12 protein-coding genes are annotated in these 15,576 nt (G+C 62.1%); 5 read left to right on the top strand and 7 right to left on the bottom strand.

The genetic code is table 11. The features are described from left to right. Nucleotides 1-76: 76 nt before the first annotated feature. From FJ953_RS12905 to FJ953_RS12890, 4 genes are all read right to left on the bottom strand, one after another. Entirely contained in the window at nt 77-2,545 is a 2,469-nt protein-coding gene (locus FJ953_RS12905) for a glycogen/starch/alpha-glucan phosphorylase (protein WP_140624492.1), read from the bottom strand. Between the two features lie 132 nt (nt 2,546-2,677). After that, the gene (locus FJ953_RS12900; RefSeq protein WP_140624757.1) at nt 2,678-3,460 is read right to left on the bottom strand and encodes an ATP-binding cassette domain-containing protein; all 783 of its coding nucleotides are present in this window, start codon (nt 3,458-3,460) and stop codon (nt 2,678-2,680) included. After that, entirely contained in the window at nt 3,457-4,518 is a 1,062-nt protein-coding gene (locus FJ953_RS12895; protein WP_140624491.1) for an ABC transporter permease, read from the bottom strand. Before FJ953_RS12895 ends, FJ953_RS12900 begins: the two co-directional genes overlap by 4 nt. Before the next feature lie 156 nt (nt 4,519-4,674). Next, a complete protein-coding gene (locus FJ953_RS12890; protein WP_181165177.1) occupies nt 4,675-5,691 on the bottom strand; it encodes a sugar ABC transporter substrate-binding protein in 1,017 nt (338 codons plus the stop codon). 230 nt (nt 5,692-5,921) lie between these two features. Here FJ953_RS12890 and FJ953_RS12885 point away from each other — a divergent pair, with 230 nt between their 5' ends. From FJ953_RS12885 to FJ953_RS12870, 4 genes are all read left to right on the top strand, one after another. Continuing rightward, nucleotides 5,922-7,148 (top strand): ROK family protein, encoded by a 1,227-nt coding sequence (locus FJ953_RS12885; protein ID WP_140520761.1) that lies wholly within the window; start codon nt 5,922-5,924, stop codon nt 7,146-7,148. Next, entirely contained in the window at nt 7,149-7,595 is a 447-nt protein-coding gene (locus FJ953_RS12880; protein ID WP_140514913.1) for an RbsD/FucU domain-containing protein, read from the top strand. Then, nucleotides 7,592-8,515 (top strand): carbohydrate kinase, encoded by a 924-nt coding sequence (locus FJ953_RS12875; RefSeq protein WP_140494831.1) that lies wholly within the window; start codon nt 7,592-7,594, stop codon nt 8,513-8,515. The genes FJ953_RS12880 and FJ953_RS12875 overlap by 4 nt, the downstream gene beginning before the upstream one ends. 493 nt (nt 8,516-9,008) lie before the next feature. Then, nucleotides 9,009-10,151: a DegT/DnrJ/EryC1/StrS aminotransferase family protein gene (locus tag FJ953_RS12870; protein WP_140624490.1), complete on the top strand. Its 1,143-nt coding sequence runs from the start codon at nt 9,009-9,011 to the stop codon at nt 10,149-10,151. 10 nt (nt 10,152-10,161) lie between these two features. Here FJ953_RS12870 and cysQ read toward each other — a convergent pair whose 3' ends face one another. Genes cysQ through cysD form a run of 3 tightly spaced genes read right to left on the bottom strand, consistent with a single transcriptional unit; the run spans nt 10,162 to nt 13,809 of the window. Further along, nucleotides 10,162-10,953: a 3'(2'),5'-bisphosphate nucleotidase CysQ gene (gene cysQ, locus FJ953_RS12865; protein WP_181165144.1), complete on the bottom strand. Its 792-nt coding sequence runs from the start codon at nt 10,951-10,953 to the stop codon at nt 10,162-10,164. Between the two features lie 10 nt (nt 10,954-10,963). Further along, nucleotides 10,964-12,901, bottom strand: coding sequence for a sulfate adenylyltransferase subunit CysN (gene cysN / locus FJ953_RS12860; protein WP_181172223.1), 1,938 nt, complete (start codon nt 12,899-12,901; stop codon nt 10,964-10,966). Between the two features lie 2 nt (nt 12,902-12,903). Continuing rightward, nucleotides 12,904-13,809, bottom strand: a complete 906-nt coding sequence (gene cysD, locus FJ953_RS12855) for a sulfate adenylyltransferase subunit CysD (protein ID WP_140494839.1) — start codon at nt 13,807-13,809, stop codon at nt 12,904-12,906. Between the two features lie 483 nt (nt 13,810-14,292). Here cysD and FJ953_RS12850 point away from each other — a divergent pair, with 483 nt between their 5' ends. Next, complete coding sequence (locus tag FJ953_RS12850; protein WP_140520960.1) at nt 14,293-15,570, top strand: O-antigen ligase; 1,278 nt, start codon at nt 14,293-14,295, stop codon at nt 15,568-15,570. The last annotated feature ends 6 nt before the right edge of the window (nt 15,571-15,576 follow it).

Raw genomic sequence — 15,576 nt, 5'->3', positions numbered from 1 at the left:
TGTTTGTTTTAAGGTATAAATTCGGCGTTTGAACTCACACCCCGGACTACATCGTTCGTGGCCTCATGCAATCACATCAGGCAGGTACGTTCCAGATGTCTTTCGCGTATTGGCGGATCGTGCGATCGGAAGAGAACCAGCCGACGCGCGCGACGTTGCGGATTGCCCTGGCGTACCAGTCCGGACTGTTGCGCCAGACGGCGTCGACGTCTCGCTGGCAAGTGGCATAGGCGTCGAAATCCGCCGCGACCATGAACCAGTCGCTGTCGTAGAGACCATTGATGAGATCGCGGTAGCGGTTGGGATCATCGGGCGAAAAGACGCCCGATGAAACGGCCGCGAGCGCCTGCGACAGTTCGGGCGATGCCTCGATGACGCCACGCGGATCGTAGCCATTGTTGCGGCGCTCGGCGACCTCCGCCGTGGTCAGGCCGAAGATGAAGATGTTGTCGTCGCCGACGCACTCCTTGATTTCGACATTGGCGCCGTCGAGCGTGCCAATGGTCAGCGCGCCGTTCAGCGCGAACTTCATGTTGCCGGTGCCCGAAGCCTCCATGCCGGCGGTCGATATCTGCTCGGAGAGGTCGGCGGCCGGCATCATGATCTCGGCGAGGCTGACATTGTAGTTCGGCACGAACACCACCTTGAGCAAGCCGCGAACGGCCGGATCGCGGTTGATGACCCTGGCAACGTCGTTGGCCAATTTGATGATCAGCTTGGCATTGTGGTAGCTGGGCGCCGCCTTGCCGCCGAAGAATTTCACGCGCGGCATCCAGTCGCGCTCCGGGTGCGAGCGGATCTGGTCGTAGAGCGCGACCGCCTCGAGGATGTTCAGGAGTTGGCGCTTGTATTCGTGGATGCGCTTGACCTGGATGTCGAACAGCGCCGAGGGATCAAGCCTGATGCCGAGCCGGTCGGCGACGAGATTGGCCAACTTCACCTTGTTCTGCCGCTTCACTCCGGCGAATTTTTCGCGGAAAGCGGTATCGGCGGCAAAGGCATCGAGCCCCTTGATGGCGTCGATGTCATCCAGGAAGCGGTCGCCGATCGCCTCGCGGGCGAGTGCGGTCAGACCTGGGTTGCACTGGATCAGCCAGCGCCGCGGCGTGATGCCGTTGGTCTTGTTGTTGATGCGGTCGGGATAAAGCGTGTGCAGGTCGGCGAACACCGTTTCCTTCATGAGCTCGGTGTGCAGCGCAGAGACCCCATTGATCGAATGCGAGCCGACGAAGGCGAGATTGCCCATGCGCACGCGACGGTCGCCATTCTCCTGGATCAGCGAGATGCGGCTGATCTGCTCGCCGGAGAACTGATTGGTGGCGCGCGCCTCGAGCAGCACCTGCGCATTGATGGCGTAGACGATCTGCATGTGGCGCGGCAAAAGCCGCTCGAACAGCGGCACCGGCCAGCTTTCCAACGCCTCCGGCAGCAGCGTGTGGTTGGTATAGCCGAAGGTGCGTTTGGTGGTGTCCCAGGCCTGGTCGAAATCCATGCCGTGGACGTCCATCAGGAGGCGCATCAGCTCCGGCACGGCGATCGCCGGATGGGTGTCATTGAGGTGGATTGCCGCCTTGTCGGGCAACGACTTCAGGTCGCCATATTGACTGAGATGCCGCTGCACGATGTCCTGCAAAGAGGCGGTGGAGAAAAAATATTCCTGCCGCAGCCTGAGTTCCTGCCCTGCCATGTGGGAATCGGCGGGATAGAGCACGCGCGACAACGCGTCGGCCTTGTTGCTTTCGGCGAGTGCGCCGATGTGGTCGCCAGCATTGAACTTGTCGAGCAGGATCGGATCGACCGGCATGCCCGACCAAAGCCGCAAGGTGTTGACGCGGTTCCCCCGCCAGCCGACGACGGGTGTGTCGTAGGCGACGGCCAGCACATGCTCGGTCGGCTTCCAGACATGGCGTTCCAGCCGGCCATCCCTGGTGGTGACCGATTCCACCGAGCCGCCGAACCCGACCTCGAACGACCGTTCGCGGCGTTCGAACTCCCAGGGATTGCCGTGATCGAGCCAGGTCTCGGGCAATTCCACCTGCCAGCCGTCATGGATCTCCTGGCGGAACATGCCGTTGGCGTAGCGGATACCGTAGCCATGCGCGGGAATATCGACGGTGGCCATGCTTTCCATGAAGCAGGCGGCGAGCCGGCCGAGGCCGCCATTGCCAAGTGCTGCATCCGGCTCAAGCGTGGCGATGAGGTCGAGTTCCACACCCAGCGACGACAACGCCTCGCGCATGTTCTCCATCAGGCCGAGATTGGAGAAGGCGTCACGCATCAGGCGGCCGATGAGGAACTCCAGCGAGAGGTAATAGACGCGCTTTTCCTGCTGGGCGTAGGCCTCTTTCGTCGCCTGCATCCAGCGATCGACGATGCGGTCGCGCACGACCTTGATCGAGGCGGTCAGCCAATCGTACTGGGTGGCGACGGTGGTGTCCTTGCCGACCCTGTATTTGAGGGCCATCAAGACTTCCCTTGCGAGCGTCTTGGGGTCGGGATTTTCAAGCAGTGGCGGGAGGGGGTCGGATGTCATCGTGCGCGTCATGCTGCCTCTCGTGCGGTTGCCACGATCATACCGGCTTTCATCATTCATCCCAGCCCATGCTACCGCATTGCAGCAAACGTTCAATCGATTTAAATAAGCCGGAGGTGACTTACCCAGCGGCAATTTGGCAGTTCAGGCCGCCAGCGCCGATTCCGGCGGCGTCTTTGCCCCGGTCATGAAGGCGACGGCATCGGACATTGTATGTTGTTTGGGATCGATGACGCACAGCCGACGACCCAGCCGATGGATGTGGATGCGGTCTGCCACTTCGAAGACATGCGGCATGTTGTGCGAGATCAGCACGATCGGCAGGCCGCGCTTCTTCACGTCGAGGATGAGTTCCAGCACGCGGCGGCTTTCCTTGACGCCAAGTGCTGCCGTCGGCTCGTCCATGATGACCATCTTGGAGCCGAAAGCGGCGGCGCGCGCCACTGCCACGCCCTGGCGCTGGCCGCCCGACAGCGTCTCCACCGCCTGGCTGATGTTCTGGATGGTCATCAGGCCGAGTTCAGTCAGCTTGTCGCGGGCGCGCTTTTCCATCGCCGGACGGTCGAGCATGCGAAGCCATTGGCCGACAAAGCCGGGCTTGCGTATCTCGCGGCCGAGAAACATGTTATCGGCGATCGACAGCGCCGGCGACAGCGCCAGGTTCTGGTAGACGGTTTCGATGCCGGCTTCGCGGGCCTCCATGGGCGACTTGAAGGCGACCGGTTTGCCCTCAAGCCGGATTTCGCCTTCATCGGGCACCACAGCGCCTGAAATCGCCTTGATGAGCGACGACTTGCCGGCGCCGTTGTCGCCGATAACAGCGAGGATTTCGCCGGGGTAGAGGTCGAAATCGGCATTGTCCAAGGCGGTGACGCGGCCGTAGCGCTTGACCAGTCCGCGAGCGGTGAGGATAGGGTCCTGGGTCATGCCGAAACCTTTCTGATCCATTGATCGACCGCCACGGCGCCGATGATCAGCACGCCGGTGAGCAGCACCTTCCATTGCGGATCGGCGCCCAGCATGTTGAGGCCCATGGAGACGACACCGACGATCATCGCGCCGAACAGCGTGCCGAGGATCGAGCCGCGGCCGCCGAAAAGAGAAATACCGCCGATCACCGTGGCGGTAATCGCCTGCAGATTGTAGTCGGTCACGGCGGCCGACGGCGAGATCGACCCATTGCGACCGATGGAGACCCAGGCGGCGAAAGCGGCGATCAGCCCGGCCAGGGTATAGACCGTCATGAGCACCTTCTTGGTCTGGATACCCGACAGTTTCGCCGCCTCCTGGTCGTCGCCGACAGCGTAGACATGGCGGCCCCATGCCGTGTGATTGAGCACGTACCAAAGGAGCAGCACGAGCGCGACCATCGCAATCACGCCGGCCGTCAGCACAGCGGTGCCGACCTTGAAGCTGAGCGCGAACAGATGCAGCAGCGGCGCCTGAACATCGACGTCGGTGTCGCGGATCGTCTCATTGGCCGAATAAATGAAGTTCGTCGCCATGACGATGTTCCAGGTGCCGAGTGTCACGATGAATGGCGGCAGTTTCATGTAGGCGACAAGCACCCCGTTGAGCAGCCCGCAGGCAGCACCCGCGGCAAGTCCGATCGCTACGGCAAGGACGCTCGGCAGGCCGTAGCTGAGGGCGCAATTGCCCATGATGACGGCCGAAATCACCATGATGACGCCAATCGAAAGGTCGATGCCGGCGGTGAGGATGACCAGGGTCTGGGCGGCACCCAGAATGCCGACGATGGCGATCTGCTGCAGGATCAGCGTCAGCGTGTAGGACGAGAAGAAACGCCCGCCAATGGTGAGGCCGAACACGATGATCGCCAGGACCAGAACGATCAGCGGCACCGCGGCTGGCGTCGAATGCAGAAAATGCTGGATGCGTCTGACCGCCGATTTATGCTCGTCAAACGCGGCAACGCTCGTGTCGCTGCCTGAGAGAACCTTCTCGAATTCCTGAGCTTGAGACATGTTTCCTCCCCGTAGGGTATCAGCCACGCGGCGACACCCGTCCACGCCTTTCCGGTCTCCTGCCGGGATTGTTCGCGGTCACGCGACCATCGTCCACCCGAAGCGGCCGGGGATCAAGTCCGGCCGCTCCGTTTTTCGTTGCCAGTCAGACCGGCATCAGCCCCAGCACTTGGCGAGGCCTTCCTTGGTGTCGATGGACTTCACGCCATTGGCCGGCTTGTCGGTCACCAGATTGACGCCGGTGTCGAAGAAGTTCTTGCCTTCGGTCGGCTTCGGCTTGGTGCCGTCCTTGGCGAAGTTGGCGATGGCCTCGATGCCGAGCGCCGCCATCTGCAGCGGATATTGCTGCGATGTCGCGCCGATGACGCCTTCGGCCACCGACTTCACGCCGGGGCAGCCGCCATCAACGGAGACGATCAGCACCTGGCTTTCCAGGCCGACGGCCTTGAGCGCCTGATAGGCGCCGACCGCGGCCGGCTCGTTGATGGTGTGGATGACATTGATGGTGTTGTCCTTCTGCAGAAGGTTCTCCATCGCCTTGCGGCCGCCCTCCTCATTGCCGTTGGTGACGTCATGGCCGACGATGCGCGCGTCATCCTCGTCGCCGATCTTGTTAGGATCCTTCACGTCGATGCCGTAGCCCATCATGAAGCCCTGGTCGCGCAGCACGTCCACGGTCGGTTGCGAGGGGGTCAGGTCGAGAAAGCCGATCTTGGCGTCCTTGGCCTTGTCGCCGAGCGTCGCGGCGGCCCAGGCGCCGATCAGCTTGCCGGCCTCCAAATTGTCGGTGGCAAAGGTCGCGTCGGCGGCGTCGATCGGATCGAGCGGCGTGTCGAGCGCGATCACCAGCAGGCCGGCGTCACGCGCCTTCTTCACGGTCGGCACGATGCCCTTGGTGTCGGACGCGGTAATGAGGATGCCCTTGGCGCCGTCGGCGATGCAGCTCTCGATCGCCGCGACCTGGCTTTCGCTGTCGCCGTCGATCTTGCCGGCATAAGTCTTGAGGTCGACACCAAGCTCCTTGGCCTTGGCGGTCGCACCCTCCTTCATCTTGACAAAGAAGGGATTGGTGTCGGTCTTGGTGATCAGGCAGGCGCCGACACCGGCCGCGGATGCGGACGAGGCGAATGCCATCAGGCCCAGAGCGGCCGCCGCAAAAACGGTGGACTTCAACAGTTTTGTATTGGTCACGATTTTCCTCCCAGTGGAACATTCCGGATGCCGGCCAACCGGCATCCGTACGGCATCCAAGCAACCTCTCCCGGTGGGGATGCCTGCCTCAAATGACACCAGACCAATCTCTCTGTCAATAATTAAATCACTCTTATTTATTATTGACAGCCTTGCGCCGTTCGCACATTCTGTTCCAAAAGCCTCGAGGGGAAATGACGGGAGGAACAGGGGTGGAGACGGCCACTGCCAGGCATGGTTCGCCCGAGGCGAATGAGAGCCTTATTCACCGTGGTACCAACCAGAGCGGCATGCGGGACCACAATGAGCGGCTGGTGCTGTCGCTGGTGCGCCAGCATGGCAGCCTGGCGAAGTCCGACATCGCCCGCATGACCGGACTGTCGGCGCAAACCGTCTCCGTGATCATGCGCGAGCTCGAGGAGGAAAGCCTGCTGCTGCGGCAGGCGCCGCTGCGCGGCAAGATCGGCCAGCCCTCCATCCCCATGGCGCTCAATCCCGAAGGCGCGTTCTTCATCGGCCTGAAGATCGGCCGCCGCAGCGCCGAACTCGTGCTGATCGATTTCCTCGGCAATGTACGTTCGATGCTGCAGCATTCCTACCGCTACCCTGCCCCGCGCGAGACGGTGGAATTCGTCACATCAGGCATGAAGAAGATGCGTGGCGAGCTTTCGCCCGCGCAGGACAAACGCATAGCGGGACTCGGCATCGCCATGCCGTTCGAGCTCTGGAACTGGGCCGATACCGCCGGCGCGCCGCGCGACGTCATGGACGAATGGCGCCATCGCGATATCCGCGCCGACATCCAGGCGCAATGCGATTTTCCGGTCTATCTGCAGAACGACGCCACTTCGGCCTGCGGCGCGGAACTGGTCTTCGGCCAGGCAGGCGCCCCGCGTGATTTCGTCTATTTCTATATCGGCGCCTTTGCCGGCGGCGGCATCGTCCTCAACGGGCGGCTCTTTGGCGGCCCGACCGGCAACGCCGGCGCGCTGGGCTCCATGCCGGTGCCCGGACCGGAGGGAAAGCCGACCCAATTGATCGACGTGGCTTCGATCGCCATGCTCGAAAAAGCGCTCAATGCACGTGGCGTCGAGGCTTCGCATCTGTGGACGTCGCCCGAGGACTGGGGCGAGATCGGCGCCGAGCTCGACGACTGGATTACAAACGCCTCGCGGGCGCTCGCCTATGCCATCGTCGCGGCATCGTCCGTCATCGACTTCGAGGCGGCGGTGATCGACGGCTGGATGCCGACGCAGGTGCGCCGCAGGCTGGTCGACGCCGTCATCGCAACCATCGACACGGTCGATGCCGAGGGATTGAAACTGCCAAACGTCCGCGAAGGCACCGTCGGTATTCACGCGCGCGCTCTCGGGGGCGCCAGCCTGCCACTATCCGAGCGCTTCCTGATCGGTTCGACCACGATTTCCAGGAGCATCTGAATGCTGATCGGAATTCCGGCGCTGCTCGGTCCGGAGCTTCTGGCGATCCTGCGTGCGATGGGGCATGGCGACGAAATCGCCCTGGTCGATGGAAACTACCCGGCCGAAGAGCAGGCAAAGCGGCTGGTGCGGGCCGACGGCCACCATCTCATTCCGGTGCTGGACGCCATATTGAGCGTGCTGCCCGTCGATGACGTCGTGCCGGAGGCGCTGTTTCGCGCCTCGGCCAAGGGCGACCCCTCGCTCGCCGATCCCGTGCATCATGAAATCGAAGTGCTGTGTGCAAAACGCGCGCCCGGGCGCAAGGTGGTTGCGCTGGCCGGTGCCGACTTCTATGCACGCGTCAGGGCCGCGCACGCCATCGTCGCGACCAGCGAACCCAGGCTCTACGCCAACATCATCATCCGCAAGGGCGTGATCCATCCGCCGGAGACGACAAGACAATGATCCTTTGCTGCGGCGAGGCCCTGATCGATATGCTGCCGCGCACGACGACGGAGGGAGAACGGGCCTTCGCACCCTATGTCGGCGGCGCGGTGTTCAACACCGCCATTGCGCTCGGCCGGCTGGGCGCTCCTGCCAGCTTCTTCTCGGGCCTGTCGTCGGACCTGTTCGGCGGCCAGCTCCGCGAAGCGCTCGGGGCGAGCAAGGTCAGTTCCACCTATGCGCACACTTCGCCCCGGCCGACGACGCTCGCCTTCGTGCGGCTGAACGATGGCCAGGCAACCTACACTTTCTACGACGAGAACACCGCCGGGCGCATGCTGACCGGCGAGGATCTGCCGCAACTTGGTCCGGAGATCGAGGCCATGCTGTTCGGCGCCATCAGCCTTATTTCGGACCCGGCGGGGGCCGCCTACGAGGAATTGATGAAGCGCGAGCATGGTCGTCGCGTCATGATGCTCGACCCCAACATCCGGCCGAACTTCATCCCGGACAAGGCAAAGCATCTGAAGCGTATCCGCGAGATGATGGCGATGGCCGATATCGTGAAACTCTCGGATGAAGATCTTCACTGGTTCGACGAAGCCGGCTCGCACGAGGACGTCGTGCGCAACTGGCTCGACCGCGGACCCAAGCTGATCGTCGTCACCCATGGCAGCGAAGGCGCCGTCGGCTACACCAGGGACCACACGGTCAGCGTAACGCCGCGAAAAGTCGAGGTGGTCGATACGGTCGGCGCCGGTGATACGTTCAATGCCGGCATCCTCGCCTCGCTGCATGAGCAGGGCCGGCTAACGAAAGCGGCGATTTCAGGCCTTTCCGAGGACGCCATCCGTGCGGCCCTGACACTCGGCGCCAAAGCGGCGGCGGTGACGGTATCGCGGGCCGGCGCCAATCCGCCCTGGCGCCATGAGATCGCCTGAGTGGCGCGCCAGAGGAACGGATCCGAATTAACAGGTTCCTTGGAACCTTCGCCGGCGCGCTGTTGATGAGGTAGTAAAGAAAACCCGCCTGTGCGGCGGGTCCTTGGCGCAACTCAGCACCATGGGCAAATATGTAGCATGGTTGCCTTCACCCAGTCAAGAAAAAATTCCTATCTTCGGATAGCTGCCGCACTGCGGACTGGCGTTCTCAGGCCTTGGCTGACCCAAGTTCGGGCCGTGGTAAGGCCCAACATGGATTGAGCCGGCCGATCACTTTATGTTTAGCAGGGTCGACTCTGGGGTTATAAGGCCGTAATTGCGCCGCACGAATCCCGGATTTCCGGCGTCCGGCTGACCGACACCGGAAAATGCGGTAACAGACTGCCACGACCGGGCAATTTGTCGCTCCGCGCGCCCGGCTTTCTCGGCAGGCGCAATTCTGATACCAGCGGGTCGAGGCCAGACCGCCCGGTTAAAATCGTTTGAGGACGACATGCAGTTCATCGATCTTGGCGCACAGCGCGAACGAATCCGCGACCGGCTGAAGGCCGCGATCGACCATGTCGTCGAGGACGGCCGCTATATCCTCGGTCCCCAGGTAGCCGAATTCGAGAAAAAGCTCGCCGCCTATGTCGGCGTCAAGCACGTCGTGGCCTGCGCCAACGGCACCGACGCACTGCTTTTGCCGCTGTTCGCCGCCGGGATCGGCCCGGGCGATGCCGTGTTCGTTCCGAGCTTCACCTTTGCCGCCACGGCGGAAGTGGTGGCGCTGGCCAAGGCCGAGCCGGTTTTCGTCGACGTCGATCCCAAGACCTACAACATCGACATCGCCAGCCTCGAGGCGGCGATCACGATGATCAAGAAAGAAGGCCGGCTGAAGCCCAGGGCGATCATTCCGGTCGACCTCTTCGGCCTTGCCGCCGACTACGATGCCATCATGGCGATCGCCCACCGAGAAGGCCTGATGGTGATCGAGGATGCCGCCCAATCGATGGGCGGTTCGGCGGACGGCAAGATGTGCGGGTCGTTAGGCACGGTCGGCTCGACCAGTTTCTATCCGGCGAAGCCGCTCGGCTGCTACGGCGACGGCGGAGCGATGTTCACCAACGACGACGCCTTGGCCGACAAGCTGCGCTCCTTCGCCTTCCACGGCAAGGGCGAGACGCAATATGACAACATCCGGGTCGGCATCAATTCACGGCTCGACACGCTGCAGGCCGCGATCCTGATCGAAAAGCTCGCCATTCTCGAGGACGAGATGGTTGCCCGGCAAATGGTGGCGAACCGTTACGCCGAAGGGCTTGGCGATGTCGTCACGGCAGCCCGCAACCTGGACGGCAGCCGCTCGGCCTGGGCGCAATACGCCATCGAGACGCCCAAGCGCGACGGGCTGAAGGCTCATCTCGGCGAAAAAGGCATTCCGTCGGTCATCTACTATGTGAAGCCGCTGCACGAGCAGACCGCCTATCGCGACTATCCGAGAACGCCGACCGGCCTTGCCGTATCCGAGCAATTGCCCAAGCGCATCCTGTGCCTGCCGATGCATCCCTATCTCAGCGAAGCCGATCAGGACCGGATCATCGAGACGATCCGCAACTATATCGGATCGAACTCGGCGCAGGCCGCGGCCGAGTAACCAGCCGGCTTCAGGCGGAGCTTGCCCCTGCCCTGCCGCTGGCGATGAAATGCGGATTGGCAAAATCCGCATCGCCGCCCTGGTCTCGCTTGCCATACATCAAGGGCTGTCCATCCAACGTGCGCGTGATGCCGCCCGCGGCGCGCAGCACGGCATCGCCGGCTGCGGTATCCCACTCCATGGTACGACCGAAGCGCGGATAAATGTCTGCCTCGCCATTGGCGACCAGACAGAATTTCAGCGACGAGCCGACAGAGACGATCTCGGCGATGCCTAGGTCACGAATATAGGCTTCGGTTTCGGGCGTGTTGTGGGAGCGGCTCGCAACCACCGCCAGCGGCGTCGCAGCCGCCCTCACCGAAATCGGCCGGCGAGAGACGATGCGGAAGTCGCCATCTATTTCGAGGAATTCCGCCTTGCCCGGCAGCCCGGAAAAGAACCGGCCCGTGCAGGGCGCGAAAACGACGCCGACTTCCGGCACGCCGTGGCGGACAAGCGCGATGTTGACGGTGAAATCGGTGCGGCGATTGACGAATTCCTTGGTGCCGTCCAGCGGATCGATCAGGAAGAAAGCCCCGTCCAGGTCCGGCGGCACGATGCCGGCGGATGCTTCCTCCTCGGCCACGCAGGGAATGTCGGGAAAGGCCGCACGCAATCCGGCCAGAATGATCTTCTCGCTCTCGCGGTCCGCCTCGGTCACCGGCGAGGAATCTGATTTCTGGTCGACCGCGCAGCCGGCGTGGAACACACGCATGACCTCGCGGCCGGCCGCCAAAGCGAGCCCCTCGAAAATTTCGAGCATCGACCTGTCGTCAGATGCCGCCGCCATTGTCGTATTGGTCTTCGGCAATGTCACGCTCGTTCAGCCAGTGTTCCAGGGCATCTACCATCTCCTCGGCCGATTTGCCGAGCGTCTTCAGATGGATTTCCGGTTTTTCCGGCGCTTCGTAAGGCGAGTCGACACCGGTGAAATTCTTGATCTCGCCATTGAGCGCGCGGGCGTAGAGGCCTTTCGGGTCACGCCTGGCGCATTCCTCGAACGGCGTGTCGACGAACACTTCGACGAACTCGCCTTCGGCCATCAATTCGCGGGCCATGCGCCGCTCGGCGCTGAAAGGCGAAATGAAGGAAACGATGACGATCAGCCCTGCATCGGCCATGAGGCGGGCCACTTCGGCGACGCGGCGGATGTTTTCGACGCGGTCGGCGTCGGTAAAGCCGAGATCCCGGTTGAGGCCGTGGCGGACATTGTCGCCGTCGAGAATGTAGGTATGGCGCCCGGAGGCAAACAGCTTCTTCTCGAACAGGTTGGCGATGGTCGATTTGCCCGAGCCCGACAGCCCGGTGAACCAGAACACGGCGGGCCGCTGGTTCTTGATGTCGGCACGTACCCGCTTGCCGACATCGAGCGATTGCCAATGGATGTTCTCGGCACGGCGCAGCGAATGCAGGATCATGCCGGCGCCGACCGTGGCGTTGCTGATGCGGTCGATCAGGATGAACGCGCCGGTTGTACGGTTCTCGGCGAAGGTGTCGAAAGCGATCGGCGTGCGCGTCGAGATGTTGCAGATGCCCACTTCGTTCATCTCGAGCGACTTGGCAGCTTCACGGGCAAAGTCATTGACATTGACCCGATATTTCAAATCGGTGACGGTAGCGCTGGTCTGGTCGGTCTCGGTGCGCAGGATATAGGAGCGGCCCGGCAGCAGCGCATGTTCGTCGAACCAGACGATGTTGGCGGCGAACTGGTCGGCGACCTGCGGGCGTGCCGCAGGCGCCACCAGCATGTTGCCCCGGGAAATCTCGACCTCGTCATCGAGGACAAGCGTGATGGCCTGGCCGGCAACCGCCTGGGCGAGGTCGCCACCCTGCGCGACGATGCGCCTGACGCGGGAGGATTTGCCCGATTTGGCGACGACGACCTCGTCGCCTTGCGAGATCGCGCCCGAGGCGATCGTTCCGGCGAAGCCGCGAAAATCGAGATTGGGGCGGTTGACGTACTGCACCGGAAAACGGAACGGCAGCTCGGCCGCGGCCTCGTCGACCGAAACGGTTTCGAGATGTTCGATCAGCGTCGGGCCGGAATACCATTCCATCCTGTCGGAGCGGCCGGTGACGTTGTCGCCGTAGCGCGCCGACATCGGGATCGGCACGATGGTCTCAAAGCCGAGATCGCGCGAAAACTGCTGATAGTCCTGCGTGATCCGGTCGAAGACCGCCTTATCGAAATCGACGAGATCGATCTTGTTGACGGCCAGCACGATATGGCGGATGCCGAGCAGCGAGGCGATGATCGAGTGGCGCCTGGTCTGGCGCAGCACGCCTTGCCGCGCATCGATCAGCACGATTGCCAGGTCGGCGGTGGACGCGCCGGTCGCCATGTTACGCGTGTACTGCTCGTGGCCGGGCGTGTCGGCGACAATGAATTTGCGCTTTGGCGTGGCGAAGAAGCGATAGGCGACGTCGATGGTGATGCCTTGCTCGCGCTCGGCTTCGAGACCGTCGACCAGCAGTGCGAAATCGATGTCGTCGCCGGTCGTGCCGTGCTTGCGCGAATCGCGTTCGAGCGCGGCAAGCTGGTCCTCGAAAATCTGCTTGGTGTCGGAGAGCAGACGGCCGATCAGCGTCGACTTGCCATCGTCGACGGAGCCGCAGGTGAGGAAGCGCAGCAGCGACTTCTTCTCCTGCGCCGCCAGATAATCGCGGACGCCGTCGGTAGGTGCGAGGCTCTTTGCCATGATGTGGCGCATGGTCAGAAATACCCCTCGCGCTTCTTCTTTTCCATCGAGCCGGCTTCGTCCCGGTCGATCAGGCGGCCCTGCCGTTCGGAGGTGCGCGCGGTCAGCATCTCGCCGACGATAGCTTCCAGCGTGTCTGCTTCCGATTCGATGGCGCCGGTCAGCGGGTAGCAGCCGAGCGTGCGGAAGCGCACCAGCCGATTCTCGATCGCCTCACCGGGGCGCAATTTCATGCGATCGTCGTCCTTGAGGATGAGCATGCCATCGCGTTCCACGACCGGCCGCTGCTTGGCGAAATAGAGCGGCACGATCGGGATGTTCTCCTGCAGGATGTACTGCCAGATGTCGAGCTCGGTCCAGTTGGACAGCGGAAAGACGCGGATCGATTCACCCGTGGCGATGCGGGTGTTGAAGATCTTCCACATTTCGGGACGCTGGTTCTTCGGATCCCAGACATGCTGGGCGTTGCGGAAGGAAAAGATGCGCTCCTTGGCGCGCGATTTTTCCTCGTCGCGGCGGGCGCCGCCAAAGGCGGCATCGAAACCGTATTTGTCGAGCGCCTGGCGCAGCGCCACGGTCTTCATCACATGGGTGTGCGTGTTCGAGCCATGATCGAAGGGATTGATGTTGTCGCGCACGCCATCCTGGTTGACGTGAACCAGGAGATCGAAACCGAGTTTTTGCGCCATCTGATCGCGAAAGGCGATCATCTCGCGAAATTTCCAGGTTGTGTCGACATGAAGGAACGGAAAGGGCGGCTTGGCGGGATAGAATGCCTTCATCGCCAGGTGCATCAGCACGGACGAATCCTTGCCTACGGAATAGAGCATGACCGGCTTGGCGAAGGCGGCCGCGACTTCACGGAATATGTGGATTGACTCGGCCTCAAGCCGCTGCAGGTGCGTAAGCGCTGTTGTCATGGCCTGTCTAGCGTTCTCTCGTGCCTTCCGACAGAAGACCTGGCATCAAATCATCGGGCTTCCCGCCCGGTTCAAGCTTGCTTCTGGACAATGTTATTCTTGCGGGCGTTCTAGCAGATCGCCGCTGCCCAGAACAATGCAAGACGCGCCTGGCAAGGAGTGGTTCGGGAATGAATTTTCCATCCATGCGTCAAAATGCGGAAATTCCTGCTTGTCACGCCGGCGGCTGAGAAAATGCGGGGGAAAAAATTGCTTGATGAAAAGCACGCAGTCTTCGCCGCGCCCAAATCCGATCGTCTGCCAGCGACTACCGATTTTCGTTGGCAATCGGCCTTGATGCACTTTCAGAAAAAGACCCAAGCCGCTATACCGGCCCCTGAAAGCGGGCAGATGCACGATGCGACACGGGCAATTTCGGCAGGGCTATGTTCGCCGCCGTCAGACAATCCGCCGTGTGAAGCGTCCGAGAATGGTGAGCCGCCCTTGAGCCAGCTTTCATCGATAAGACGGCAGTTCTCGCCCGCGCGGATCAATATCTATTTTTCCATCGCTTGCTTCTTTTTTCCACCGGTCCTGGGGTCTGTGGTGAGCTTCGTGTTCAACGGCGGCGGCCTGTGGTCGGTTCTTTTGATCGCCTCGAAAAAGAGGCGCTTCAACATCGACCGGGCGATGATGGCGCTCACGATCGCGATCTATGCCTATTGCGCGGCAAATCTCCTGGCTTCGCTCGCCAATAACGCAATTGTCAGGGATGCGCCGCATCTGATCCCGCTCGTCACCTTCCTGTTTTTCCCCCTCTCCTATTCAACCTGGAGCATTACGCAGAAAACAACCCTTGTCCGGATCATAATCCTCAGCAGCATGGCCGCCTGTTTCGTCGCGCTGCTGTTGGCGATCATCCAGCAATATTGGATCGGGATGAGGGCGGAGGGCGGAGCGGGAAATGCGATCGTGTTCGCCACGGTCGTCTGCCTTGCAGTGATGGCCTGCGTGGCCGGTGCCCTGTCGGGCATCGAAAGGCACAAGAGTGCGCTGATCTGCGCAGCGCTCGGCGGAACGATCGCCATCATCTATTCCGGCACGCGTATCATCTGGCTGGCGCTGCTGATTTCCGGCATTGCCGTGCTGTTGATCAACCAGCATTGGCTGAAAGGGAAGAATGCCGTCCGTCTGCTGCTTCTGCTGGCGGCGATCGGCGTCGCGGTCGCCGTTATCGGCTTCCATACGATATCCGACAGATTTGATTTTCTGCGCTCTGATTGGGACGCGCTTGGGGCGCACGGCAATTCCGACACCTCGCTTGGAATACGTGTTGCCCTCTGGGACATCGGCCTGAAGGCATTCCGCGACATGCCCTTGTTCGGACACGGAGTGGGCGCCAACCAGCTCTTGATCAGGCAGGGCTTCCAAGACCTGTTCGCGAAAACGGCAGGTTTCAATCATTTCCACAATGGCTTCCTGACGGCATTGGTACAGGCGGGCATCCTGGGCGCCGTGACTTTGGCGGCGATCTTTGTCGTCGCCGGCAGAAACGCCGCCCTGGTCCTGCGCAACAGCGCCGACCCGATCGAGCGCTTTGGCGCCACCATGGTCGTCGTCATGGTGATCACCTACCTGACGGCTGGGATGACAGGCATCCTGATCGGCCAAGACATCCTGGATTCGGTGTTCATGGTCTTCCTGGTATCCGGGACCTATCTTGCGTCGGGACGTCAGGCCCCGTTGCCGGAAGAGATGCCGCTTCCGCCAGTCACGCAATAGCGGCTC

This window comes from Mesorhizobium sp. B2-3-6 (assembly GCF_006442305.1).
Classification (GTDB): Bacteria; Pseudomonadota; Alphaproteobacteria; order Rhizobiales; family Rhizobiaceae; genus Mesorhizobium.
Note: the sequence above shows the minus strand (reverse complement) of the source record. Positions and strands in the feature narration are given on the sequence as shown.

Bases quoted from the DNA above. Each gene is read 5' to 3' on its own strand.
- FJ953_RS12905 (WP_140624492.1), bottom strand. From the start codon at position 2,545: ATGACGCGCACGATGACATCCGACCCCCTCCCGCCACTGCTTGAAAAT.
- FJ953_RS12900 (WP_140624757.1), bottom strand. From the start codon at position 3,460: ATGACCCAGGACCCTATCCTCACCGCTCGCGGACTGGTCAAGCGCTAC.
- FJ953_RS12895 (WP_140624491.1), bottom strand. From the start codon at position 4,518: ATGTCTCAAGCTCAGGAATTCGAGAAGGTTCTCTCAGGCAGCGACACG.
- FJ953_RS12880 (WP_140514913.1), top strand. From the start codon at position 7,149: ATGCTGATCGGAATTCCGGCGCTGCTCGGTCCGGAGCTTCTGGCGATC.
- FJ953_RS12875 (WP_140494831.1), top strand. From the start codon at position 7,592: ATGATCCTTTGCTGCGGCGAGGCCCTGATCGATATGCTGCCGCGCACG.
- FJ953_RS12870 (WP_140624490.1), top strand. From the start codon at position 9,009: ATGCAGTTCATCGATCTTGGCGCACAGCGCGAACGAATCCGCGACCGG.
- cysQ (WP_181165144.1), bottom strand. From the start codon at position 10,953: ATGCTCGAAATTTTCGAGGGGCTCGCTTTGGCGGCCGGCCGCGAGGTC.
- cysN (WP_181172223.1), bottom strand. From the start codon at position 12,901: ATGCGCCACATCATGGCAAAGAGCCTCGCACCTACCGACGGCGTCCGC.
- cysD (WP_140494839.1), bottom strand. From the start codon at position 13,809: ATGACAACAGCGCTTACGCACCTGCAGCGGCTTGAGGCCGAGTCAATC.